Consider the following 22,596-nt stretch of genomic DNA (forward strand, 5'->3'; position numbering starts at 1 on the left):
ATGGGCATATCGGAGGATCCACCGGATCCACCGGAGGAATAAGGAGGGAAACCAATGGCAGGCCAGGAGCAGCAGCAGCCGCAGTCACGTGACACCCAGGTCGAGGACGACATCCCCGAGGCACCCCCGGCACCGCCCGAGGCCCAGGCATCGGCATCGACCGAAGGCGTCGACGACCTGCTGGACGAAATCGACGGCGTCCTGGAATCCAACGCCGAGGAGTTCGTCCGGGCATTTGTGCAAAAGGGCGGCCAGTAACCCGGACCCGGAAGGTGGCGGAAGCCGCGGACGGCCGGAATCTGTACCGACGTTGAAGTACCACGTTCAAGGAGTGATGAGTGCAGGAATCAACCGCCAACCAGGTAGCCGCCAACGCCACCTCGTCCTTTACGGAGCACCTGCAACGGGACCGGCCCGAACTTTTGCCCTTCAGCCGGTCCCTCCAGGGTGGCGCGTCCACGGCTGTCCAGGTGCAGGTTCCACACGCCACCACCATTGTTGCCATGAGTTACGGCGGCGGTGTCCTGATGGCAGGCGACAGGCGCGCCACCATGGGAAACATCATTGCCAGCAGGCACATCGAGAAGGTCTTCCCGGCAGACCACTTCTCTGTCCTTGGCATAGCCGGAACAGCCGGCATAGCGATTGACCTGACGCGGCTGTTCCAGGTTGAACTTGAGCACTACGAAAAAATTGAAGGAACCCAGCTCAGCCTCGAAGGCAAGGCCAACCGGCTGGGTGCCATGATCAGGGGCAACCTCCCGATGGCCCTTCAGGGCCTGGCCGTGGTGCCCCTGTTTGCAGGCTTCGACACCAGCGCAGGTGTCGGCCGGCTGTTCTCCTATGACGTCACCGGCGGCAGGTACGAGGAACACGAACATCACACCGTCGGCTCCGGCTCCGTCTTCGCACGGGGCGCCCTGAAGAAGCTCTGGCGCCCCAACCTCACCGCCGCCGAGGCACTGTCCGTAGCCGTAGAGTCCCTGTATGACGCCGCCGACGACGATTCCGCCACCGGCGGCCCCGACACCGTCCGGCAGTTGTGGCCTGTGGTTTACACAGTGGACAGGACAGGAGCCCGCCGGGTGCCGGAAGCCGACCTCGCGGCGGCTTCGCGCAGCGTGATCGAAGCACGCACCATCGCCGGACGGGAGGCCTGAGATGACGCAGCAGTTCTACGTCTCGCCCGAACAGCTGATGAAGGACCGCGCGGACTTCGCGCGGAAAGGCATCGCCCGCGGCCGGTCGGTGGTTGTCATCAGCTGCGCCGACGGCATCGCGCTCGTGGCCGAGAATCCTTCCCCGTCACTGCACAAGATCGGCGAAATCTACGACAAGATCGCATTCGCCGCGGTGGGCAAGTACAACGAATTCGAAAGCCTGCGGCAGGCCGGTGTCCGTTATGCCGACGTCCGGGGGTACTCGTACGATCGCGAGGATGTAACCGCACGAGGCCTGGCAAGCGTCTACGCGCAAAGCCTGGGGGCCGTCTTCACCGCCGAGCAGAAGCCGTTTGAAGTGGAACTGGCGGTAGCCGAAGTGGGCACCGCCCAGGCCGAAGACCACCTGTACCGCTTGACCTTCGACGGCTCGATCGCCGACGAGCACAGTTTTGTAGTCATGGGCGGCCAGGCAGAAAAGGTGTCTTCAGCCATCGAGGCGGGATGGCAGGCGTCCCTCGGCTTCGCCGATGCTGTCCGGCTGGCTTTGAAGGGACTCACGCCTGCCCAGGACGGAGACCAGCCAGCAGCACCGCTGCCGCCGGGTGCGCTCGAAGTGGCAGTCCTGGACAGGCTTTCCGAAAGCTCACGCGGCTCCCGGCGTGCCTTCCGCAGGCTGAACGACGCGGACATCACAGCACTGCTGGCCTAGGAGGACGACATGGACAAGAGAATCTTCGGCATCGAAACCGAATTCGGGATCTCTTACTCGAGCCCCGATTCGAGGCCACTTGCCCCTGAAGAGGTGGCACGGTACCTCTTCCGCAAGGTGGTCAGCTGGGGGCGCTCATCCAATGTGTTCCTCACCAACGGTTCGCGGCTGTACCTCGATGTTGGGTCACACCCCGAATACGCCACCGCCGAATGCGATGACCTCGCCCAGCTGATCGCCCATGACCGCGCGGGTGAGCTTATCCTCGATGACCTGGTGGATGAGGCCCAGGCCCGGTTGGCGGCCGAAGGCTTCAACGGCACCGTGTACCTGTTCAAGAACAACACCGACTCCGCGGGTAACTCGTACGGCAGCCACGAGAACTACCTCATTCCCCGCCGTGGAGAGTTTTCGCGCCTGGCCGAAATCCTGATTCCGTTCCTGGTCACCCGCCAGCTCATCGCCGGCGCCGGAAAGATCCTGAAGACCCCGCATGGCGCCACTTACGCATTCTCCCAGCGCGCAGACCACATCTGGGAGGGGGTCTCCTCCGCCACTACACGGTCACGGCCCATCATCAACACCCGTGATGAGCCGCACGCGGACGCGGAGTTCTACCGGCGCCTGCACGTCATTGTGGGGGACTCGAACATGTCAGAGGCGACTGCCCTGATGAAAGTCGGCACCGTGGACCTGGTCCTTCGGATGATCGAAGCGGGCGTGATCATGCGCGACATGCGGATGGAAAATCCCATCCGGAGTATCAGGGAAATCTCCCATGACCTCAGTGGCAGGGCACTGGTCCGCCTGGCCAACGGACGCCAGCTCACCGCCCTTGAAATCCAGCAGGAGTACCTGACCAAGGTCACGGCCTTCGTCAGGGAGCACGGCGCCCACAACCCGCACGTACCGCTGATCCTCGATCTGTGGGAGCGGACACTGCATGCGATTGAATCCGGTGACACCAAGGCCATTGACACCGAAATCGACTGGGCCATCAAGAAGAAGCTGATGGACAACTACCGGGAACGCCACGGCCTGGGCCTGGACGCGCCCCGCATTGCCCAGCTCGATCTGACCTACCACGACATCTCCCGCAGCCGTGGACTGTTCTACCTGCTGCAGTCCCGTGGGGCGGTACGCCGGATCGTCGACGACACAGTCATCAAGGGTGCAGTGGACGCACCGCCGCAGACCACCCGCGCCAAGTTGCGCGGCGACTTTGTCCGCCGCGCGCAGGAACTGGGACGTGATTACACCGTGGACTGGGTGCACCTGAAACTGAACGACCGCGCCCACCAGACAATACTGTGCAAGGATCCCTTCCGCAGCGTCGATGATCGCGTTGATGCGCTTCTGGACTCTATGGGCTGACGTCCAGCTTCAGGGTCTATTCTGGATAAGGTCCTTTTAACGGGACTTCACCACGGCACGCTCCGCCGCCATGCGGATTGCCGTATCCACCCTGCCCCGACGAAAGTTTTCCTACGTGCGCCGACTACTAGCAATCCTCCTTCCCGGCCTGCTGCTCCTGACCGCCTGCGGAGGCACCGCCTCCCAGCCAGAGCCCAGCAGCCAGTCCGCCGGGGAGACTGCAAAGTTCGACTCCCTCAAGCTGACCGACAACGGGGACAAGAAAGCCCCTGGCGTGGACTTCGACAAGCCCCTCGCCGTGACCCAGCCAACCATCAAGGTGGTTGCCGAAGGCAGCGGCGACGCGGTGAAGGCCAACCAGGTTGCCAAGATTTCCATCCTCGCCCTGAACGGCACGGACGGGTCCCAGCTTGAGGATACGTTCCCCAACGAGCCTGAAAGCCTGGAGCTGAATGATGAGCTCAAGACCAGCAGCGCCGTCATCTACAACGCTTTCGTGGGCGCAAAGGTCGGATCCAGCCTGGCGCTGGCCGTCCCCGGCCAGCAGAGCGCAGCATCGGGGAGCCCCAGCCCGTCCGACGGCGCCAGCCCCAGCCCGAGTGCCGCAGCCGCGCCCTCGCAGTTGCTGATCATCAAGGTTCTTTCCGCGTCCGACCCCACCCCTGTGCTGGACAAGCCCCAGGGTGAAACCGTGACGCCGCCGGCGGGGCTGCCCACCGTGACGGAGAAGGACGGCATCCCGGAAATCAACGTGGCCGGTGCTGCGGCCCCCACATCCCTTGTTTCGCAGGACCTGATCAAGGGCACCGGCGCCACCGTCAAGGAGTCCGACACCCTCACTGTCAACTACGTCGGCGTCAATCTCGCCGACGGCACCAAGTTCGATTCCAGCTTCGACCGCGGCCAGCCGGCCACCTTCCCGCTCACCGGCGTCATCAAGGGCTGGACCCAGGGCCTCGCCGGTAAGACCGTAGGCTCGCGCGTCCTGCTGGTCATCCCGAAGGACCTGGCCTACGGCGACGCCGGCCAGGGCCAGGCAAAGGGCGACCTGGTCTTCGTAGTGGACATCCTCGGGGTCAAGTAGCAAGACTTACAAGGACGCCGCGTCCCTCGCGGCACCCATCAACACTCACGCATAGGAGCAAGCATGTCTTTTGGACAGCGGGAATTCGACCGCCAGAAGCCCGAGATCGACTTCCCCGAAGGCGATGTCCCCACGGAACTCGTCATCACAGACCTCATCGAGGGTGACGGCCCCGAAGCCAAGGCAGGGGACACCGTCTCCACCCACTACGTCGGCGTTGCCTGGTCCACGGGCGAGGAATTCGACGCCTCCTGGGGCCGCGGCGCACCGCTGGACTTCCGCGTCGGCGTCGGCCAGGTCATCCAGGGCTGGGACCAGGGCCTGCTGGGCATGAAGGTCGGTGGCCGCCGCCGCCTCGAGATCCCCTCCGAGCTCGCCTATGGCTCGCGCGGTGCCGGCGGCGCGATTGCCCCCAACGAGGCACTGATCTTCGTCGTGGACCTCGTGGCCGTCCGCTGACCCAACCCCGGGAGCGCGGCAGTACCGGAGGATATCCCTCCCGTACTGCCGCGCTTTCTGCTTTCGCCGGAGGAGTTTAGTAACGTAACGAACGTGTCCCTATCCCGCACCGAACGACTCCTCAACCTGCTGATTGCGCTGCTCAACACCCGCTACGGGCTGCACCGCAGCGAGCTGCGCGAAAAGGTCTACCACGACACCTCCGGCAACGACGTCGCATTCGGACGGATGTTCGAGCGGGACAAGAACGACCTGCGTGCGATGGGCTTCGACGTCGAGACACTGACGGACATGGGCTGGAGCGAGGACGACCCCGCCACCACCAGATACCGGATCGGCAAGGAGTCCAACCGGCTCCCGGACGTCCAGCTGGGGCCCGAGGAATGGACCGTCCTCCTGCTGGCCTCCCAGCTGTGGGAACGTGCGGCACTGGGGACTGCCGCCCAAAGCGCCCTCCGCAAACTCCAGGCTTCCGGCAGGATGGCGGAGGTGGAACTCCCGGCCGGGGTCCAGCCCCGGATCAAACCCGCCGGCCAGGCCTTCGATGACATCGTGGCCGCCATGCACGCCCGGCATCCCATCACGTTCACGTATCTCGCCGGCACCACCGGCAACGAGGAAGAACGCACCGTGGAGCCGTGGGGCTTGGGCAGCAGGTTCGGCCAGTGGTACCTCATGGGCTATGACCGGGCACGGAAGGCCCCCAGGCATTTCCGGCTGTCGCGCTTCACCAGTGCCGTAACCACCCGTGCAAGGGAGCAGTACACACCACCCGTGGACTTCAATATCCGGGCTGAGCTTGACCGGCTGCCTGAACTGCCGCTGCGCACCGCCGTCGTGGACGTTAAGGAGGGGCACCTGCTGGCCCTGCGCCGTCGTGCTGTCCAAGGCGCCCCGGACCAGGGACCAGGACAACCCGCTGAGGGCTTCGACCGGCTCTTCGTGGAGTACCGGGACCCGGAGGTACTTGCCGAAGAACTGGCTTCCTACGGACCCGATGCCCTGGCAGTGGAACCTTCCACGCTTGCCGCCGCCGTGCGCCGCAGGCTGCAGGCTGCAGCGGAGTTCAGCGGCGCACCCGTCCCGGCCTACACGTTCCCTGCGGCCCGTTCCCGGGGCGCCCGGAAGGGGACCTCTGAGGACCAGCTCAAGCGCATGCTGCAACTGGTGCCCTTCCTGGTCCATAACCAGGGCCTGCACATCCAGGACGTCGCAAAGCACTTCGGTGTCAGCCGGGAAGAGCTCGAAGCAGACCTGCGGATCCTCATCTGCTCCGGACTGCCGGAGGGGTATCCGGACGACCTGCTTGACATCCAGTGGGAAGACGACCACGTCTTCATTACCCAGGACCTTGACCTGAAGAAGCCTGTCCGGTTTACCGTGGCGGAGGCGTGTGCGCTGCTGACAGGCCTTGAAACCCTCAACGGCCTGCCGGACCTTCCCGGCGGCGGTGCCCTGGAGTCTGTCACCTTGAAGCTCCTGGCGGCCGCAGGCGAGGAAGGACTGCGTGCTGCGTCCATCGCCGGGCCGCAGGTTGCGCCTGCGGACGCCGCAACCCATGCCACCGTGCGCCAAGCCATCGAGTCCGGCTCCCAACTCCACCTCACCTACCTGTCACCCCAGCGCGACGCCGTAACGGAACGCGACGTTGACCCGCTGCGGCTGTATTCCCTGGACAACACCTGGTACCTGGAAGCCTGGTGCCACCTGGTGGACGGGCTGCGGAACTTCCGGCTGGACCGGGTACAGGACGTGCACCCCAACGGCGTTCCAGCCGCCCGGCACGGCACACCGGAGGGCGGGGTCCCCGCCAAGCTCTTCACCGCCAACGACGACGACACCACCGTCACTGTCCAGCTCACCCGGCAGGGGAGGGGGCTGGCGGAGGACTACTACGCGGAGCGCACCGCTGAGTTGCCCGACGGCGGCCTGGTGGCGGAGATCCGGTTCGGCAACACAGCATGGCTGCCGATGTTCGTGGCCCAGCATGGCGGTTCAGCCCGGATTTTGGCCCCCGCGGAACTGGCTTCCGCCGCGCGGGACTGGCTTGCGGCTTCGCTGGACAGATACGACCGATAGACTTCTCAGCATGCCTTGGTGGTCCTGGATTCTCATATGGGTGGCGCTTGTCGCAGTGGCCCTGCTGTTCTATGTCCTGCTGGGCATCCGTCTTTTCCGCCAGTTCATGGCCACGGTGAAGGACCTCAGCGCCGCCGGCGAAAAACTGGGGCACCTGAACCCCGTCGGGGCGCCGGAGGAACCCGCGGACCCGTCACGCGCCCTGCCAGGTTCTGCCGTTTTTGCCTCACCCGCCGTCATGCGACATGATTACGAGGCATCCAAATGGGCCCGGCGGGAAGAACGCCGCCGCCGGCGAGTGCAGCGTAAAAAGGACCGGGGCCAGCCGCAGGCGCTCGGAGATCTCGACTTCACATAGAAGTAGGATGTACTTAGAGGAAAGGATTTCCCGTGGGAAGACTCTTTGATGGCCCCTGGCCGATCGTAATTATCATCGTTGTTGCTTTGCTGCTCTTCGCCGCCCCCAAGCTTCCGGCCATGGCCCGCAGCCTGGGACAGTCCATGCGGATCATCAAGTCCGAGGTCAAGGAAATGAAGAACGACGGCAAAGCCGACTCCACCGAGGCAAACGGTCCGGTGGAAGGCACCATCGTGAACCACCCCAAGGCGAAGCCCGGTGAGCCGACAGACGGCACTGACGTTCCGCCGTCGACCCGCGCCTGACCTCCCGTGGCACTGTCGCGGGCCCGTAAAGCCAATCCCGAAGGGCGGATGTCGCTCTGGGAGCACCTCAAGGAGCTGAAGAACCGGCTGATCAAGTCGGCCATCGGCGTCGTCATTGGCGGCATTGGGGGCTGGATACTTTACGATCCGCTGCTGAAGGCCCTGGCCGCACCGGTCAACCGTATTTCCGATGAGACCGGCGGCCTGGCCGCCATCAACTTCGGCACCATCGCGTCACCCTTCGACTTCAAGCTTCAGATGTCCCTCCTGATCGGGGCGGTCATTTCCAGCCCTGTCTGGATCTACCAGCTCTGGGCCTTCATTACCCCCGGGCTGACGTCCAAGGAACGGCGCTACACCCTTGGCTATATGGCCGCTGCCATCCCCCTGTTCCTGGCCGGAATCTGGGTCGGCTGGCTTGTGGTGCCGCAGGTGGTCCACGCGCTGACCCAGTTCACCCCGGAAGGCTCCTCCAGCGTCATCGATGCCCGGACCTACATTGAGTTCGTCACCCGGATGGTGCTCATGCTGGGCCTGGCCTTCCTGGTCCCCGTCGTGCTGGTGGGCGTCAATATGGCCGGGATCGTCTCCGGCCACACCATCCTCAAGGCCTGGCGCATCACAGTCTTCCTGGTCTTCGTCCTGGCCGCGATTGCCGCGCCTGGTGCGGATGCCATTTCGATGTTCATGCTGGCCGGCCCGCTGCTGGCGCTGTTCTTCGCGGCCATCGGCATCTGCATCATGAACGACAAACGCCGCGACCGCCGCCAGGCCCGGCAAGTCGAGGAAACCGAGGCCACCGCAGACGTCGCAACCCCGGGCAGTGAACTGAAGAAGCTCTAGCCTGCCGTTAGGCTTGAGGTATGTCCTCCACCACCGGACCCTTCTCCGCCGGCCCCATCGATCCTGAAGAAATGTCGCCGGCCGAGAGGTACCGTGCCAGCGCTGAACGCAGAGCCGAGGCCGCCACCTACCTTGGGGCCTTCATCCGGACCCTGGACTTCGAGCTTGACGACTTTCAACGGCAGGCATGCCGTTCCCTGCAGGAAGGCAGGGGAGTCCTGGTGGCGGCCCCCACCGGTGCCGGGAAGACCATCGTGGGGGAGTTCGCCATCTACCTCGCGCTGCAGCGCGGCCTGAAGGCCTTCTACACCACGCCCATCAAGGCACTCAGCAACCAGAAGTTCAGTGAACTCACCGAAAAGTACGGTGCGGACAATGTGGGGCTCCTCACCGGGGACACCAGCATCAACGGTGACGCGCAGGTGGTGGTCATGACCACCGAAGTCCTGAGGAACATGCTCTACGCGGACTCCGCCACCCTGGGCGACCTTGGCTACGTGGTCATGGACGAAGTCCACTACCTGGCCGACCGGTTCCGCGGGGCGGTCTGGGAAGAAGTCATCATCCACCTGCCCAGCGAGGTCCAGGTCGCTTCACTGAGTGCAACGGTTTCCAACGCCGAGGAATTCGGTGCCTGGCTGGACACGGTTCGTGGGGACACCGACATCATCGTCTCCGAACACCGCCCGGTGCCGTTGTGGCAGCACGTCATGGTGGGCCGGCGGATCATGGACCTTTTCGCCGGGGAAACGACTTTCGACGAGATCGCCCCGCCCGTTGAGGACGACGACCAGCAACCAGCAACATCCGGCAAGTCCCGCGATGCCGCCAAGGGCCGCGGTTTCGATGTCAACCCGGACCTGCTGGCGGTGGCCCAAAGTGAGAGCCGGCAGAGCTTCCGCAGCAGGCCCGGACCCGGAGGAAGGGGCCAGCGCGGCCGCCGCGGTAACGACCGCCCGGCCCGTGGCGGCGAGCATACAGGAGTGCGCCCCGCCAGCCGCCCCATGGTGATCGCCAGCCTGGACCGGATGGACCTGCTGCCCGCCATCACCTTCATCTTCTCCCGGGCCGGCTGTGAGGCAGCCGTCGCCCAGTGCGTCTCATCCGGCCTCTGGCTCACCACCGAGAAAGAGCAGCGGATCATTGCCCAGCGCGTTGACGAGGCGGGGCAGGACATCCCGCCGGATGACCTTGACGTCCTGGGCTTTTGGACCTGGCGGGACGGACTGCTCCGGGGCTTCGCCGCCCACCACGCCGGAATGCTGCCCACCTTCAAGGAAGTCGTCGAGAAACTGTTCGCCGACGGCCTGGTCAAGGCCGTCTTCGCCACGGAAACCCTCGCCCTGGGCGTCAACATGCCTGCCCGTTCAGTGGTGCTGGAAAAGCTGGACAAATTCAACGGCGAAGCCCATGTGGACATCACGGCAGGTGAGTACACCCAGCTGACCGGCCGCGCCGGCCGGCGCGGCATCGACATCGAAGGCCACGCCGTAGTGCTTTGGCAGCCGGGTACTGACCCGACTGCAGTTGCCGGGCTGGCCTCGCGGCGGACTTACCCGCTGAACTCCAGTTTCCGGCCCACCTACAACATGAGCATCAACCTGCTGGCGCAGTTTGGCCGGCCCAGGGCCCGTGAGATCCTCGAGTCCTCCTTTGCCCAGTTCCAGGCGGACCGCTCCGTGGTGGGGCTGGCCCGCCAGGTGCGGAGCCGCGAGGAATCCCTTGCCGGGTACGCCAAATCCATGACCTGCCACCTGGGTGACTTCACTGAGTATGCGCGGCTGCGCAGGGAACTCTCCGACGCCGAGAACGCCACCTCCCGCACCAAGTCCCGCGTCCGGAAATCACTTTGCGACGACTCACTGGCGCGCCTCCTGCCCGGCGATGTAGTCGACGTACCCGGTGGCCGTGCCCCCGGGCCCGCCGTCGTGCTCAGTTCGGACCACACCAGCCGCGAGCCACGGCCGGCCGTGCTGACGCTGGACAACCAGTTGCGCAGGATCGGCGCTGACGACCTCGAAGGTCCCATCGCACCCGTTACCAGAATCCGCATCCCCAAGTCCTTCAACGCAAAGGTGCCCAAGTCCCGCAGGGACCTGGCGTCCTCGGTACGGAACGCCCTGCGTGAAAACCGTCCGCCCGCCCCGGGCCAGAACCGCAACCACGACTTCGGCCGCGGCGCAGCACTGCCCAACCAGGAAAAGCGCATCGCAGAGCTGCGCCGCGCCCTGAAGGCCCACCCCTGCCATGGGTGCAGTGAACGGGAAGACCATGCCCGCTGGTCGGAGCGCTGGTGGAAACTGCGCCGCGAAACGGACGGACTGGTCCGCCAGATCCAGGGCCGGACCAACACCATCGCCAAGACTTTCGACCGGGTCTGTGACGTGCTGTCCGCCTACGGCTACCTGGAAGACGCGGGAGACGGCAGGCTCAACATCAGCGCTGACGGCCAGCGGCTGCGCAGGATCTATGGCGAGAAGGACCTATTGATCTCCCAGTCGCTGCGCCTGGGCGCGTTCGATGACCTCGACGCCGCCGAAGTTGCCGCGCTGGCGAGCGTGCTGGTCTACCAGGCCAAACGCGAAGACCGGGGCCTGCGGCCGCGCATGCCCAGCGTCTCGCTGGAGACCTCCGTGGACATCGTGGTCAGGGAGTGGTCCGTCCTTGAGGATGTGGAAGAGGAGAACAAGCTTCCCCTGACCGGCGAGCCGGAACTGGGCCTTGTCTGGCCGCTGTACAAATGGGCCCGCGGGCGCCACCTGCAGGATGTCCTCAGCGGCACTGATCTTGCCGCCGGTGATTTTGTCCGATGGGTGAAGCAGGTGGTGGACCTGCTGGACCAGCTTGCCAAGATCCCCGGCCTCGACCCGCGGCTGGCACGCCTGTGCGCCGAAGCGATCAACCTCATCCGCCGCGGCGTCGTGGCGTATTCTTCCGTTCTTTAGCCCCGCCGATACCCGGCCGGCTTCCGCCGGCCTGCCCACCCCCAGGAGTTCCCTGCCATGCCGCGCCCCGATGCCACCTCCCGTCCTGATGCCACCGCCCGTCCAGCCCCGGTGCTGTACCGCAACGGATCCGTTTACACGGCGGCCGATCCATTCGCAACCGCCATGCTGGTGGACGGCGACACCGTTGCGTGGGTTGGGTCCGAGCAGGCTGCCTCGTCCATTGCGGACAGTTCGATGGAGATCATTGACCTCCGCGGCGCCCTGGTTGCACCGGGGTTCGTCGACTCGCACCTCCACCTGACCGAAACCGGGATCGCCCTGGAATCGCTGCAGCTCGGGACGGTCACGTCAGCCCGGGCGCTGCTGGACGCCGTCGCGGCGGCTGGTGGGGAAGGGCCGGTGCTCGGCCATGGCTGGGACGAGGCCACGTGGGCGGACCCCGCCCTGCCGAGCGCCGAAGAACTGGAGCGGGCGTCCGGGGGCCGCCCGGTCTACCTTTCCAGGGTGGACGTGCACTCGGCTCTCGTGTCGACCTCGCTGTTACAGTCCGCGGACCTTCGCGGCAAGGACGGGTACGACGGCGGCGCCCGGGTCACGCGGGCGGCCCACGAAGCAGCCAGGCTGGCAACGCGACAGATGCCGCAGGACACGCTGAAGCGGCACCAGGCCCGTGCCCTGGCAGAAGCTGCGGCCAACGGCTACGTAGCCGTTGCCGAGATGGGGGCGCCGCACATCGGCGGCGCCGATGATCTCAGGCTGGCCGCAGGATGGAATGATTCCGCCCCGGGCATGCAGCGCGTTCCCGAGGTGCTGCCGTACTGGGGGGAGCTGGTGTCCTCCGAGGCGCAGGCCCGTGCCCTTGTTGGGCAGCTCGGTGCCGGCATCCGCGGACTGGCAGGGGACTTGAACATCGATGGATCGCTTGGCTCCAGGACAGCGGCCCTGCGCGCCGGCTACAGCGATGCCGGCCAGGAGCACGGCAGCCTGTACCTCAACGTCGACCAGGCAGCAGCCCATCTTGCTGCCTGCTCCCTTGCCGGGCTCCAGGGCGGGTTCCACGTGATTGGCGACGCCGGACTGGACATTGCGCTGGAGGCGCTGGACCTGGCGGCCAAGGAAGTGGGGGAGCAGCGGGTGCGGGCCGCCGGCCACCGTTTCGAGCACGTGGAGATGGCTGATGCCGCGGCCGTGGCCAGGCTGGCACAGTACTCCGTGACCGTCAGCGCCCAACCATCCTTCGACGCGGCGTGGGGCGGAGCCGGCGGCCTTTACGAGCGGAGGCTGGGGGAGCGGAGCCGGTCAATGAACCCCTTCGCCGCCTTCTACTCCGCCGGAGTTCCGGTTTGCTTCGGCAGCGACAGCCCGGTGACGCCCCTCCGTCCCTGGTCCAGCGTGCGCGCGTGCGTGGAACACCACAACCCGGAGCAACGCATTTCCGCACGGGCTGCCTTCCTGGGCCACACCCGTGCCGGCTGGAGGGCGGCACGCCACGCCAACCCGATGGCCGGACAGCTGGTGCCCGGGGCCCCGGCCAGTTTCGCGGTCTGGGAGGTGGAGGAACTGATGGTCCAGGTGGCTGACGGCAGGGTGCAGTCCTGGAGCACGGATCCACGGGCCAGGACCCCGCTGCTGCCGGCACTGGACACGGGCTCGGACCCGGTATGCCTGCAGACCGTCAAAGACGGTGCCGAACTCTTCGCCAGCCCGGCCCTGCGTTCCTGACCCGGCAAGCCTCCGCCCTATAATGGGGAGTTGCGCCCGCCGCCGGCAAGCCCGGCATCAGGTGCTCCGACCACTTCCACCAGGAAAGGCCCTTCGTGCGCGTCCTTACGATCATTCCCACCTACAACGAACTGGAATCGCTGCCCAAGACGCTCCAGCGCCTTCGGAAGGCTGTTCCGGCGTCGGACGTACTGGTGGTTGATGACAACAGCCCTGACGGCACCGGCCAACTTGCCGACGGCTTCGCCGCCGAGGATTCCCAGGTCCACGTCCTGCACCGCAAGGGCAAGGAAGGCCTGGGCGCCGCCTACATCGCCGGCTTCCGGTGGGGCCTGGAGGCCGGGTACGACGTCCTGGTGGAAATGGACGCCGACGGCTCGCACCAGCCCGAACAGCTTCCCCAGCTGCTCGAAGCAGTGGACCAGGGCGCAGACCTGGCGATGGGCTCGCGTTGGGTTCCCGGCGGCAGCGTGGTCAACTGGCCGCTGTACCGCCAGGCGATCTCCCGCGTGGGCAGCACTTACGCGCGGCTGATGCTGGGCCTGCGGATCAAGGACGTCACCGGCGGCTACCGCGCGTTCCGCAGGACCACCCTTGAAAAGCTCAACCTGGACCAGGTGGATTCGGTGGGCTACGGCTTCCAGGTGGACCTGGCGTGGCGCGTGTCCAAACTGGGGCTCCGCATCGAGGAACGTCCCATCACTTTCGTCGAGCGCGAGCTGGGTGCCTCAAAGATGAGCGGCAACATCGTGATCGAAGCAATGGTCAACGTCACCCGGTGGGGCCTGACGGCCCGCTGGAACACGTTGGCCGGCAAGCTGAAAAACAAGCAGGCGTAGTTCTTCCCGGGCCGTGACCGGCGGCCTTCGGGGATACACGGAAAAAGGGGGCGGCCCCGCACCAATGTGCGGGGCCGCCCCCTTTCTGGCCGGCCTTATGCCGAGCGGCGCTCTCCGCGGCGTTCGCGCAGGATGGTCAGGCGGTCCTCGAGGATCTGTTCGAGTTCAGGAAGCGAGCGGCGTTCCAGCAGCATGTCCCAGTGGGTGCGGACTGCCTTGTCATTGCTGGTGTCCGGCTTTTCGCCGTCAACCAGGAGCGCTTCCTTGCCGGTCTTGGAGACCCATACCGGAGGAATTTCCGCCTCGGAGGAGAACGTCACGAAGACCTGCTCACCATCCGCGCAACGGTACTCAACCCGCTGGCGCGGAGCCGGCTCGACTCCGGACTCGGTCTCCATGCTCTGCGCGCCAAGGCGCATACCCCGCAGGCTGCGATCGCTCATGTTTTCTCCCTCTGGTCGGTTCGCGGATGAGATCTCCGCGTTAGCCGGTGGCAACGCTGCACCGCCGGACTACTGTGTGCACTGTGCTGCATCATAGGATTCAACGCATTGCGAAGCTTGGTTGTTCCAGCCGGTATTCTCCTGCCGGACAAATACCCAATTATACGGGCGTTATCCCGTCTGCGCCAAAACAGGGAGGGTTCCCCGGCTGGCCGCGGAACCCTCCGTGCTTTCCGGATTGCCTAGGGCTGGGTACGCTCACTCTGCACATCGTCGAAAAGCCCACCGGCAGCGGGGGATTCCACGCCGTTGCCGCCGAGGGCGTTGCCGATTCCCTTCAGGGCCTCTCCGACCTCACTTGGGATGATCCACAGCTTGTTGGCCGAGCCCTCGGCCAGCTTGGGCAGGGTCTGGAGGTACTGGTAGGCCAGCAGTTTCTGGTCCGGGTTGCCCTTGTGGATGGCATCGAAGACCTTCTGGATGGCCTGCGACTCACCGTCCGCTCGGAGAATGGCTGCCTTGGCTTCGCCTTCCGCGGCGAGGATGGACGCCTGCCGCTGGCCCTCCGCGGTGAGGATGGCTGATTGCTTGGTCCCCTCGGCGGTGAGGATGGCTGCGCGGCGGTCGCGTTCGGCCCGCATCTGCTTTTCCATGGAGTCCTGAATGGAGTGCGGCGGATCGATGGCCTTCAGTTCCACCCGCGAGACGCGGATGCCCCAACGGCCCGTGGCCTCATCGAGGACACCGCGAAGCTGTCCGTTGATCTGGTCTCGGGACGTAAGGGCTTCCTCCAGGTTCAGTCCACCCACCACATTGCGGAGGGTAGTGGTGGTGAGTTGCTCCACGGCCTGGATGTAGTTGGCGATTTCGTAGGTGGCTGCCCGCGGATCCGTCACCTGGAAGTAGACCACGGTGTCGATGGAGACCACCAGGTTGTCCTCGGTGATGACGGGCTGCGGCGGAAAGGACACCACCTGTTCACGCAGGTCCAGGAGCGGCAGCAGCCGGTCCACGAACGGGATGAGGATCGTCAGTCCGGGGTTGAGCGTCCGCTGGTACTTGCCAAGCCGTTCAACGACGCCGGCACGGGCCTGCGGAATGATCCGGACAGACCGGACCAGAACTATGATGACAAAGACGATCAGAACCACCAGCACTATGGCCAGTGCGGTTCCGCCTGCGTTTTCCATACAACTCCTCGTTCCCCAAATATCAGGCTGTATCTGGACCGGTGGCCGCCGACGGCGGTACCGACACCACTGCTGTTGCGCCATCGATGGCCGCCACCACCACCTTCTGGCCTGCGGGAAGGTCTCCCGCTGCGGAGCGTGCGCTCCAGATATCGCCGCCGATCTTCACCAGGCCGCCGTCGGCGGTCACGGCTTCCATCACGACGGCCGGTTCGCCGATCAGCCGGTCCACGTTGGTCCGTTGCTCGGCCGGGCCCTTCTTGAGGTGTGAAAGGGCCACGGGCCGGACAAAGGCGACCATCAGCAGGGACACCACGCAGAAGACCACTACCTGGAGCCAGGGTTCTGCACCGGCGAAGTCGGCGACCAGTGCGGCGAGCGATCCGCCGCCAAGCATGATGAAAAACAGGTCAAGCGTGATCATCTCGATCACTGCAAACGCCAGGAAAGCCGTGAGCCACCATGCCCACCAGTTTTCGCCAAGCCACTCAAACATCCCTGTTCCCCCTTCGCCACGGGCGGGCCGCATCCGCGGAGCCGCCAGTAACTGTCTTTTCATCGTAGTCCGCGGACTTGCCGTGTGGGCCGGTTCATACCGGCTGCAGGGGGATAGTGGCCAAGTCGTTACGGGGCTCCGTGGATCCTGGACCTGAACACGAAAAGCCTGAACTTGGCGGTGGCCGTCACCGGCTCCGGGGAGTTTTCGAGCCGGGCGGCGATCTGCCCCAGGTCCAGGTGGTGCCCGGCCGGCCCCATGAAGGCCAGGTCCGCGGCGGCGGCGCGGGTCAGCTCCAGCGGGATGTCGACGTCGAAGGTACCGTCGGGCTCGAAAAGCCCCGCCATCGCTTCGGCCAGCCGCTCATCCTTGCCCTCTTCGATCCCAAGCATCCCGGCGACGGCGGCGATCTCCCCAAGGTGTCCGCTTCGCGGTGTCACCACAACCAGCACGCCCGTGGGACGGAGGACCCGGGCAAATTCAGCGGGGTTCCGCGGGGCGAAGACCACGGTGACCGCGTCCACCGAGTTCGGTGCCACCGGCAGCGGCTGCCAGATGTCCCAGACCAGGTTCAGGGCCTCAGGATTGAGCCGGGCGGCACGGCGCAGGGCAAATTTGGAGATGTCCAGGCCAATCGCGGACGCCTGCCGTCCACTGGCAGCTGCAGCGTCGAGGATCCGGCGCAGATAATGCCCGGTCCCTGTTCCCGAGTCCAGGACCGCTGCACCCTCCTGCGGCAGGTTGGGCACGACGGCGGAGGCCACCGCCTGCGCCAGCGGCAGGTAGTGGCCGTCCCCCAGGAAGTTGAAGCGGGACGCCACCATCGCGGCACTGTCCGGTTCGAAGGCGGTGCCCTTGCCCACCAGGAGGTTGAAGTAGCCCTGCCGGGCAGCGTCGAAGCTGTGGCCGTTTGGGCACAGCAGGCGGGGCTGGCGCGCGGCCGCTGCCTTCATGTATTCCAGCGGATGCGAGCAGACGGGGCACAGGAGGGGGAGATCCGCGGAAGGCATGGGAACCATTTTAGGGCGGCCCGGGTTCCCGCCCCTGCCCGTTGTCACTGCCTCCGGGGACAGCGCAAGGTCAGCCGAGCGAAATACCGGCTGGACCGTCGTCGAAACCCAACCCTTCCCGCGCATTCTCGATGCCCGGTTCGGCCCAGTGCGCTGCATATTCTGCGTTGCTGCTCAGGGACCGGAGTTGGGCCCGGTCCAGGTAAAGAATGCCGTTGAGGTGGTCCGTCTCGTGCTGGACGATGCGGGCCTGCCACCCGGAAAACGTGCGCTGCTCCGCCGCGCCGTCGGGCGTCTGGTACTCCAGGAGCACGGTGTCGGGACGCGCCACCACCGCCTGGAGCCCGCTGAGGGAAAGGCAGCCCTCATAAAACGACGCCAGTCCGGACCCCACCTGCGTGTACTGGGGGTTGAGGATGGCCAGGAACTCCAGCGGAACCCGGCTCCGCAGCGATGCAGAGTCGGGGTCGACGTCGAACTGGTCCTCCAGGACGGCGAGCTGCAGGGGGATGCCCAGCTGCGGGGCGGCAAGGCCCACCCCCGGGGCCTCATGCATAACCTGCCGCATGACCGCGATCAGGCGGGTTAGCTCGTCGGTAGAGAGCTGGCCGTCGAACCTTGCGGCCCGCTGGCGGAGGGCCGGGTGGCCTGCCTGGACGATGGGCGGGAGGGACCCGGCGGACAGGATCCGCTCAACAATCTGACGGATGTCGTGGGCGCCGGCCGTTGTTGGGGGAACAGTCTGGATCATGGGGACAGCCTACTGGCGGACAGGCACAGGACCTTGGGTTAGGGTCTACTGCATGGCTGATGACTCTTTCCCGCCGGCATCCCCGCTGGAGCACGTCCTGGAGTTCATCCGGGTCCTTGAGGCGGGCGGCGGAGCGGAGGACATCCGGCCGTTCCTGTCGGAATCGTTCGTGCTGACGGAGGCTCCGCACCTGTTGGCTCCAGAAGGTTCCAAACGGACGCTGGCGGGAGTGCTTGCCGGCGCGGACCAAAGCCGCGAGGTGGTGAAGGACCAGCAGTTCATCATCCGGCGGACCACCTGCGAGGGAGGCCGGGTGGTGGTGGAAGCCGACTGGTCGGCGACGGCGATTATGGATCTTCGGTACTGGGACCAGGGCGAACCGATTCGGGCCAGGACATCGTCGGTCTTCGAGGTGCGCAACGGCGTCATCGTGAGCCAGGACAGTTACGACTGCTATTTCCGGTAACCCTGCAACCGCTAGTGCATGGTGAAGCGCCTGGCGGCCCACTGGTTCACCATGGGGACGGCAGCGGCGGCGCCGATGGCGGCAGTGCGCACCCGAAGGAGCGGCCGGGGCAGGGGCCTGCCCAGCAGCATGTTGATCTCGGCCTGCCGGCGGGACACTGCTGCGGCCCGCCGCCGGCCCTTCTCGAAGTCCCGGAGCCGCCTCCCCGTGGGTTCACCCGCCAGTGCAGCACAGATCACTGGGACCAGCTCGCTTGCATCCAGCCAACCGAGGTTCATGCCCTGACCGCCGATGGGGCTGATCTCGTGGGCGGCATCTCCCAGCAGCACGGTCCGTCCGGTCACCATCCGCCTGGCCGTCGTCGCCCGTACACTGAACGCGCTCAGCATGGAGTTCGTGGCCGCATCAGGCAGGAACCCGGTCCGGCGCTGCACCAGTTCCGCCAGCTCCAGCGGTCCTGCCTCCGGCGCGGCGGGACGTTCCAGCCGCACCACCCAGCGCCGCACCCGCCCGGGCAGCGGAAAGGACTCGACGATTCCTTCCGGTTCGAGGAACAGGACCGCCTTGTCCCCGTAGCCGCTGCCGTCGTCGAAATCCCCCATGAGGTAGTGGTCCGGATACGACTTCCGGTCCACCGGGACGCCCAGCGCGCCACGGAGCCGGGACCGGGCGCCGTCTGCCGCAACCAGCAAGGCGGCAGTGGCGCTGCGGTTGTGGCTGCCGCTTCGGACCGCGGCACCCGCGCTGGACTGGACCGCGATGGTGACCTTGCCGCCGTCGTCCCTTACTCCGGTGACGTTGGCACCCCTGACCAGCGCTCCGGCGTCCAAGGCGCGGACTCGGTCCTCAAGGAGTTCCTCCGTCCTGAACTGTGGCAGCGCCAGGACAAAGGGATAGTCCTCCGAAACGGCGTCGAACGTCATGGTTCCCACCGTTTTCCCGCCGCTGACCGCCATCCCGCTCCTGATGCGGATGCCCTCCCGGACCATGCTGGCCGCAACCTGGATCCCGGCGAGTGCCTCCAGAGCCGGAGGATGGATCCCGATGGCGCGGGTATGCCGGTTCCGTGACTGCCGCCGCTCCAGGACCTTTACCGCTACGCCTTCCTGCAGCAGCGCGGCAGCCAGGTACAGGCCCACGGGACCGCCGCCGGCGATCAGGACATCGGCGTCCATGTCAGCCCCGCCGGTAGGTAAGGACCTGGTGGAAGGCCGACGAACGCGCCACGGACCAGCCCGGGGGAGCGGCGGCCGCCAACTCGGCCGGCCTGTAGCTGCGCCGGATGGAGGTGAGGCCGTCTTCCCGGATGAAGGACTGCCGGAACGGCAGGGCGGCCACGCTGAAGAGGGCAAACGCGGCAGGGCTGCGGACCAGGTCGTTGTGCAGTGCCTTCCCGGCCGCCAGGATTTCCGAGTCCGCCAGCAGTTGCCGGAGTTCTTCCGGCGCCAGATGGTGCAGCACGTGGTTGGAGATGACGACGTCGAACCGGGCACCTTCGCTGACCAGGTCTGCACTGTGCGCCGCACGGAATTCGACGCCGGCCATGGCGGGCCGCTGACCGGCGAAACGGGCCGCGCGGGGATCAGGATCGATGCCCGTAATGCGCAGTGCTTTACCGTCCCGTGCCGCCCAGCGGGCCAGCATCACGGCCAGGTCCCCGCCGCCCGATCCGACGTCCAGCACCGTCAGCGGGTGCCCGGCGGGCGTGATCATGGGTCGAAGCTCCTTGGCATACAGCTTCCGCCAGCCGGACAGCACCCGGTTGATGACAGCAAACTGCCGGTAGGTGTTGTCCAGGAGCCGGGCATCACAGTCCGGCCGGTCCATCTGCTCGACGTCCATGGCGCGTTGGCGCAGCAGGATCCCCATTCCGTGGAGCCCCGTTAGGCCACGGGCGCTTCGGCGGCCGTCCGGCTTGGGAACACCATCAGGTCACCCTCTGCCGCATTGTCCTCCTGGCCGCCACGCCCGGCGCCGCCGGTTGCCTGCCGGAGCTTGGTGAACAGACCTGTTTCCACGGTCAGGCCGGGGCCAAAGGCCATGGAACAGATGCGCTCGTCCCCGGCGGATCCTTCCTCGAGGTCTTGTTCAAGGATGTGCTTGAGGACGAAAAGCACAGTGGCGCTGCTCATGTTGCCGTAATTACGCAGGACGTCCCGTGCCGGGACCAGTTGGGCGTCGCTGAGGCCGAGCCGGGACTGCACCTTGTCAAGGATGCTCCGGCCGCCCGGGTGGATGGCCCAGTGCGGGATTGCCGTGTAGGGGAGTGCGGCCAGTTCCGGTTCCGTGGCGAGAAGGGGCTCCAGCGCGCCGACAATGTGGTCATCGATGATGTGGGGAACATAGTTGCCCAGAACCATCTCGAAGCCGTTGTCGCCGATGTTCCACGCCATCGAATCCTCGCCGACAGGCGTCAGGACGGTTTCGAAGTGGTCCAGCTTCAACAGTGCGGTTTCTTCGGTGCCTTGGCGGGCAGTCACGACGGCGGCAGCGGCACCATCGGCGAACAGCGCCGATCCCATAATGGTGTCCGGGTCGTTGGACGTGCGTACATGGAGGGAGCACAGTTCGGCGCAGACCACCAGGACGACGGCGTTCGGATCCGCTTCACAAAACAGTTTCGCTGCGCGGAGCGCAGGAAAGGCGGCGTAACAGCCCATGAAACCCAGGTGGTAGCGCTGGACGGCGGGCCTCAGGCCAAGTTCACGGACCACCTTGTAGTCGGGTCCCGGATTGAAGAAACCCGTGCAGGAAACGGTCACGAGATGAGTTATGTCAAGTAAATCCAGTTCCGGGGCTGCCTCCAGGGCAGCGCGGGCCGCCTCAACGAACAGTTTGGTGGCCTCGCGGGCGAAGATGTCGTTGCGGACTTTGGTGCTGGGGTTCAGCAGCAGGCCGGTTTCCGGGTCGTAGAACTGCGGGTTTTCCGAGCGGGACGTGTTGGTGAGTTCCTGGACGGCGGTGAACCGCGTCTCGATGGCTGCACCATCAAAACAGGTATTGACCAGCCGTGAACCCAAACGGGACAGGCCCGGCTGCGCCGCAAATACATCGCGGGCTTCGGACTGGATCAGCTTTGTCCCCGGAACTGCAGTTTCAAGTGAACGCACGTAGACCGTCATTGATTCATTCTTGACGCGCGCCGGACTAAAGACAATGGGCCTGCGGGCCTGACCAGCACTTTTGCGCGGCAGCGTCATGGCCGTCAGGTCGCCTGTTGGAACCCCCATCCGGGGCCCTGCCCAAAGCGCCGATAATCTACATTATGTCAAGTTGCAGTGATCAGACTGCCCCTGGTTCTTCGGCTTCCCGCTCCCCGGCCCGCTCCTCTAGTGACGCCGCTGGATGGACGCCCCGACCAAGGCACCGATACCGAGTCCGAACGCAAAGCCCCAGAACGGCGTATGGAACAGTGCCAGCCCCAGACTGATCCGAAGGGCAGCACCAACGAGGCTGCAAATCCACAGGGCTTTATTCACTGTGCCTCCCATACGGCCGGACCGGCCCCTGCTCCTGCTGAGACCTTACAGTGTGCGGCTAAGCTCGAAACCATGGGTTCCTTGAAAACGAAGGCGGCAGCAACGGCTTCCGGAAGAACGGTACTTGCAGCGGCAGTGGCCGATATCGTACTAATCCTTGCCTTTGCCGCCATAGGCCGCGATGCGCACCACCGCGAAGAGCCCGTCCTGGGTGTGCTCCTGACTGCCTGGCCCTTCCTTGCAGGGGCAGCTGCCGGATGGGTCGCTTCCCGGGCCTGGCGCAGCCCCCTATCTATCCTCCGGGCGGGAGTTCCAGTCTGGCTTGGCAGCCTGGTTGTCGGCATGCTCCTGCGGGCACTGACCGGCCAGACGGTTGTCCTTCCCTTCGTCATCGTAGCGACACTGGCCCTCGCCGTCTTCCTCGTGGGTTACCGCCTCCTGCTCGCCGGCGCACTGCGGCTGCGCAGCCGCTGAGCGCCGGCCTGCCGGCACCAGGGTGGCTGCCGGGAAAAGGTTCCCCGTGTAATAGGCTGGCAGGAGAGGAAACCCTGCCGTGCCTTGCAGCGGCGGAACTGATTGAAGGGGTACAAACGTGGTTACCGCATTTGTTCTGATCAAGACTGACGCCGCCCGCATTCCCGAGACCGCGGAGGAAATCTCAGCCATCGAAGGCATCAGTGAGGTCTACTCCGTCACCGGAGAATGGGACCTGATTGCGGTAGCGCGGGTACACCGGCACGAGGACCTGGCGGATGTCATCGCCGACCGGCTCTCCAAAGTCCCCGCGGTGGTACATACAACCACCCACATCGCATTCCGCGCGTATTCACAGCACGACCTGGATGCTGCCTTCTCCCTGGGGTTCGAACAGTAAAAGC

General features: G+C 65.7%; 24 protein-coding genes. 16 read left to right on the forward strand and 8 right to left on the reverse strand.

Annotated features, from left to right (window positions below; translation table 11 throughout):
• Nucleotides 1–54 precede the first annotated feature (54 nt).
• The 13 genes from Q9R31_RS06505 (at nucleotide 55) to Q9R31_RS06565 (ending at nucleotide 13,883) form a co-directional block, all read left to right on the forward strand.
• Nucleotides 55–258 carry a ubiquitin-like protein Pup gene (locus tag Q9R31_RS06505; RefSeq protein ID WP_306900750.1) on the forward strand — a complete coding sequence of 68 codons (204 nt, stop codon included), beginning with the start codon at nucleotides 55–57 and terminating at the stop codon, nucleotides 256–258.
• Nucleotides 259–338: 80 nt separating this feature from the next.
• Entirely contained in the window at nucleotides 339–1,160 is an 822-nt protein-coding gene (gene prcB, locus Q9R31_RS06510) for a proteasome subunit beta (RefSeq protein WP_311261924.1), read from the forward strand.
• A gap of 1 nt (nucleotide 1,161) precedes the next feature.
• Complete coding sequence (gene prcA, locus Q9R31_RS06515) at nucleotides 1,162–1,872, forward strand: proteasome subunit alpha (protein WP_311261925.1); 711 nt, start codon at nucleotides 1,162–1,164, stop codon at nucleotides 1,870–1,872.
• Between the two features lie 9 nt (nucleotides 1,873–1,881).
• Nucleotides 1,882–3,246 (forward strand): Pup--protein ligase, encoded by a 1,365-nt coding sequence (pafA, locus tag Q9R31_RS06520; protein WP_311261926.1) that lies wholly within the window; start codon nucleotides 1,882–1,884, stop codon nucleotides 3,244–3,246.
• A gap of 115 nt (nucleotides 3,247–3,361) precedes the next feature.
• Nucleotides 3,362–4,330, forward strand: a complete 969-nt coding sequence (locus tag Q9R31_RS06525; protein WP_311261927.1) for an FKBP-type peptidyl-prolyl cis-trans isomerase — start codon at nucleotides 3,362–3,364, stop codon at nucleotides 4,328–4,330.
• A gap of 63 nt (nucleotides 4,331–4,393) precedes the next feature.
• Nucleotides 4,394–4,789: an FKBP-type peptidyl-prolyl cis-trans isomerase gene (locus tag Q9R31_RS06530; protein WP_311261928.1), complete on the forward strand. Its 396-nt coding sequence runs from the start codon at nucleotides 4,394–4,396 to the stop codon at nucleotides 4,787–4,789.
• A gap of 93 nt (nucleotides 4,790–4,882) precedes the next feature.
• The gene (locus tag Q9R31_RS06535; RefSeq protein WP_311261929.1) at nucleotides 4,883–6,868 is read left to right on the forward strand and encodes a WYL domain-containing protein; all 1,986 of its coding nucleotides are present in this window, start codon (nucleotides 4,883–4,885) and stop codon (nucleotides 6,866–6,868) included.
• A gap of 10 nt (nucleotides 6,869–6,878) precedes the next feature.
• On the forward strand, nucleotides 6,879–7,226 hold the full coding sequence (locus Q9R31_RS06540) for a hypothetical protein (RefSeq protein ID WP_311261930.1): 348 nt from the start codon (nucleotides 6,879–6,881) through the stop codon (nucleotides 7,224–7,226).
• Nucleotides 7,227–7,258: 32 nt separating this feature from the next.
• Nucleotides 7,259–7,531, forward strand: coding sequence for a Sec-independent protein translocase subunit TatA (gene tatA / locus Q9R31_RS06545; protein ID WP_056333928.1), 273 nt, complete (start codon nucleotides 7,259–7,261; stop codon nucleotides 7,529–7,531).
• A 48-nt stretch (nucleotides 7,532–7,579) separates the two neighbouring features.
• Nucleotides 7,580–8,374 carry a twin-arginine translocase subunit TatC gene (gene tatC / locus Q9R31_RS06550; RefSeq protein WP_311261931.1) on the forward strand — a complete coding sequence of 265 codons (795 nt, stop codon included), beginning with the start codon at nucleotides 7,580–7,582 and terminating at the stop codon, nucleotides 8,372–8,374.
• A gap of 20 nt (nucleotides 8,375–8,394) precedes the next feature.
• Nucleotides 8,395–11,319: a DEAD/DEAH box helicase gene (locus Q9R31_RS06555; RefSeq protein ID WP_311261932.1), complete on the forward strand. Its 2,925-nt coding sequence runs from the start codon at nucleotides 8,395–8,397 to the stop codon at nucleotides 11,317–11,319.
• A 57-nt stretch (nucleotides 11,320–11,376) separates the two neighbouring features.
• Nucleotides 11,377–13,044, forward strand: a complete 1,668-nt coding sequence (locus Q9R31_RS06560) for an amidohydrolase family protein (protein WP_311261933.1) — start codon at nucleotides 11,377–11,379, stop codon at nucleotides 13,042–13,044.
• Nucleotides 13,045–13,139: 95 nt separating this feature from the next.
• A complete protein-coding gene (locus Q9R31_RS06565) occupies nucleotides 13,140–13,883 on the forward strand; it encodes a polyprenol monophosphomannose synthase (RefSeq protein WP_311261934.1) in 744 nt (247 codons plus the stop codon).
• A gap of 95 nt (nucleotides 13,884–13,978) precedes the next feature.
• Here Q9R31_RS06565 and Q9R31_RS06570 read toward each other — a convergent pair whose 3' ends face one another.
• The 5 genes from Q9R31_RS06570 to Q9R31_RS06590 form a co-directional block, all read right to left on the reverse strand.
• Entirely contained in the window at nucleotides 13,979–14,326 is a 348-nt protein-coding gene (locus tag Q9R31_RS06570; RefSeq protein WP_026266052.1) for an RNA polymerase-binding protein RbpA, read from the reverse strand.
• Nucleotides 14,327–14,568: 242 nt separating this feature from the next.
• Nucleotides 14,569–15,516: an SPFH domain-containing protein gene (locus Q9R31_RS06575; RefSeq protein ID WP_311261935.1), complete on the reverse strand. Its 948-nt coding sequence runs from the start codon at nucleotides 15,514–15,516 to the stop codon at nucleotides 14,569–14,571.
• A 22-nt stretch (nucleotides 15,517–15,538) separates the two neighbouring features.
• A complete protein-coding gene (locus tag Q9R31_RS06580; RefSeq protein ID WP_311261936.1) occupies nucleotides 15,539–16,012 on the reverse strand; it encodes an NfeD family protein in 474 nt (157 codons plus the stop codon).
• 128 nt (nucleotides 16,013–16,140) lie between these two features.
• Nucleotides 16,141–17,022, reverse strand: coding sequence for a putative RNA methyltransferase (locus Q9R31_RS06585; protein WP_311261937.1), 882 nt, complete (start codon nucleotides 17,020–17,022; stop codon nucleotides 16,141–16,143).
• Nucleotides 17,023–17,092: 70 nt separating this feature from the next.
• Complete coding sequence (locus Q9R31_RS06590; protein WP_311261938.1) at nucleotides 17,093–17,773, reverse strand: peptide deformylase; 681 nt, start codon at nucleotides 17,771–17,773, stop codon at nucleotides 17,093–17,095.
• A gap of 52 nt (nucleotides 17,774–17,825) precedes the next feature.
• On the opposite strand from Q9R31_RS06590, the gene Q9R31_RS06595 reads away from it, so the two are divergent.
• Nucleotides 17,826–18,239: a nuclear transport factor 2 family protein gene (locus tag Q9R31_RS06595; protein ID WP_311261939.1), complete on the forward strand. Its 414-nt coding sequence runs from the start codon at nucleotides 17,826–17,828 to the stop codon at nucleotides 18,237–18,239.
• Between the two features lie 11 nt (nucleotides 18,240–18,250).
• On the opposite strand, the gene Q9R31_RS06600 is transcribed toward Q9R31_RS06595, so the two are convergent.
• The 3 genes from Q9R31_RS06600 to Q9R31_RS06610 are packed head-to-tail and all read right to left on the reverse strand — an operon-like array spanning nucleotide 18,251 to nucleotide 21,361.
• Nucleotides 18,251–19,414 (reverse strand): NAD(P)/FAD-dependent oxidoreductase, encoded by a 1,164-nt coding sequence (locus tag Q9R31_RS06600; protein ID WP_311261940.1) that lies wholly within the window; start codon nucleotides 19,412–19,414, stop codon nucleotides 18,251–18,253.
• Between the two features lies 1 nt (nucleotide 19,415).
• Entirely contained in the window at nucleotides 19,416–20,108 is a 693-nt protein-coding gene (locus Q9R31_RS06605; RefSeq protein WP_311261941.1) for a class I SAM-dependent methyltransferase, read from the reverse strand.
• 14 nt (nucleotides 20,109–20,122) lie between these two features.
• Entirely contained in the window at nucleotides 20,123–21,361 is a 1,239-nt protein-coding gene (locus Q9R31_RS06610) for a type III polyketide synthase (RefSeq protein WP_311261942.1), read from the reverse strand.
• Nucleotides 21,362–21,790: 429 nt separating this feature from the next.
• On the opposite strand from Q9R31_RS06610, the gene Q9R31_RS06615 reads away from it, so the two are divergent.
• A complete protein-coding gene (locus tag Q9R31_RS06615) occupies nucleotides 21,791–22,192 on the forward strand; it encodes a DUF3054 domain-containing protein (protein ID WP_311261943.1) in 402 nt (133 codons plus the stop codon).
• Between the two features lie 118 nt (nucleotides 22,193–22,310).
• Complete coding sequence (locus Q9R31_RS06620) at nucleotides 22,311–22,592, forward strand: Lrp/AsnC family transcriptional regulator (RefSeq protein WP_043456257.1); 282 nt, start codon at nucleotides 22,311–22,313, stop codon at nucleotides 22,590–22,592.
• Nucleotides 22,593–22,596: the final 4 nt, after the last annotated feature.

The sequence above is a fragment of the Pseudarthrobacter sp. BRE9 genome, from assembly GCF_031844305.1.
Taxonomy (GTDB): Bacteria; Actinomycetota; Actinomycetes; order Actinomycetales; family Micrococcaceae; genus Arthrobacter.

What these genes read in the sequence shown, in the direction of transcription:
- Q9R31_RS06505 (WP_306900750.1), top strand. Translation starts at nt 55, where the DNA reads ATGGCAGGCCAGGAGCAGCAGCAGCCGCAGTCACGTGACACCCAGGTC.
- prcA (WP_311261925.1), top strand. Translation starts at nt 1,162, where the DNA reads ATGACGCAGCAGTTCTACGTCTCGCCCGAACAGCTGATGAAGGACCGC.
- pafA (WP_311261926.1), top strand. Translation starts at nt 1,882, where the DNA reads ATGGACAAGAGAATCTTCGGCATCGAAACCGAATTCGGGATCTCTTAC.
- Q9R31_RS06530 (WP_311261928.1), top strand. Translation starts at nt 4,394, where the DNA reads ATGTCTTTTGGACAGCGGGAATTCGACCGCCAGAAGCCCGAGATCGAC.
- Q9R31_RS06540 (WP_311261930.1), top strand. Translation starts at nt 6,879, where the DNA reads ATGCCTTGGTGGTCCTGGATTCTCATATGGGTGGCGCTTGTCGCAGTG.
- tatC (WP_311261931.1), top strand. Translation starts at nt 7,580, where the DNA reads ATGTCGCTCTGGGAGCACCTCAAGGAGCTGAAGAACCGGCTGATCAAG.
- Q9R31_RS06555 (WP_311261932.1), top strand. Translation starts at nt 8,395, where the DNA reads ATGTCCTCCACCACCGGACCCTTCTCCGCCGGCCCCATCGATCCTGAA.
- Q9R31_RS06560 (WP_311261933.1), top strand. Translation starts at nt 11,377, where the DNA reads ATGCCGCGCCCCGATGCCACCTCCCGTCCTGATGCCACCGCCCGTCCA.
- Q9R31_RS06570 (WP_026266052.1), bottom strand. Translation starts at nt 14,326, where the DNA reads ATGAGCGATCGCAGCCTGCGGGGTATGCGCCTTGGCGCGCAGAGCATG.
- Q9R31_RS06575 (WP_311261935.1), bottom strand. Translation starts at nt 15,516, where the DNA reads ATGGAAAACGCAGGCGGAACCGCACTGGCCATAGTGCTGGTGGTTCTG.
- Q9R31_RS06580 (WP_311261936.1), bottom strand. Translation starts at nt 16,012, where the DNA reads ATGTTTGAGTGGCTTGGCGAAAACTGGTGGGCATGGTGGCTCACGGCT.
- Q9R31_RS06585 (WP_311261937.1), bottom strand. Translation starts at nt 17,022, where the DNA reads ATGCCTTCCGCGGATCTCCCCCTCCTGTGCCCCGTCTGCTCGCATCCG.
- Q9R31_RS06590 (WP_311261938.1), bottom strand. Translation starts at nt 17,773, where the DNA reads ATGATCCAGACTGTTCCCCCAACAACGGCCGGCGCCCACGACATCCGT.
- Q9R31_RS06595 (WP_311261939.1), top strand. Translation starts at nt 17,826, where the DNA reads ATGGCTGATGACTCTTTCCCGCCGGCATCCCCGCTGGAGCACGTCCTG.
- Q9R31_RS06600 (WP_311261940.1), bottom strand. Translation starts at nt 19,414, where the DNA reads ATGGACGCCGATGTCCTGATCGCCGGCGGCGGTCCCGTGGGCCTGTAC.
- Q9R31_RS06605 (WP_311261941.1), bottom strand. Translation starts at nt 20,108, where the DNA reads ATGGGGATCCTGCTGCGCCAACGCGCCATGGACGTCGAGCAGATGGAC.
- Q9R31_RS06610 (WP_311261942.1), bottom strand. Translation starts at nt 21,361, where the DNA reads ATGACGGTCTACGTGCGTTCACTTGAAACTGCAGTTCCGGGGACAAAG.
- Q9R31_RS06615 (WP_311261943.1), top strand. Translation starts at nt 21,791, where the DNA reads ATGGGTTCCTTGAAAACGAAGGCGGCAGCAACGGCTTCCGGAAGAACG.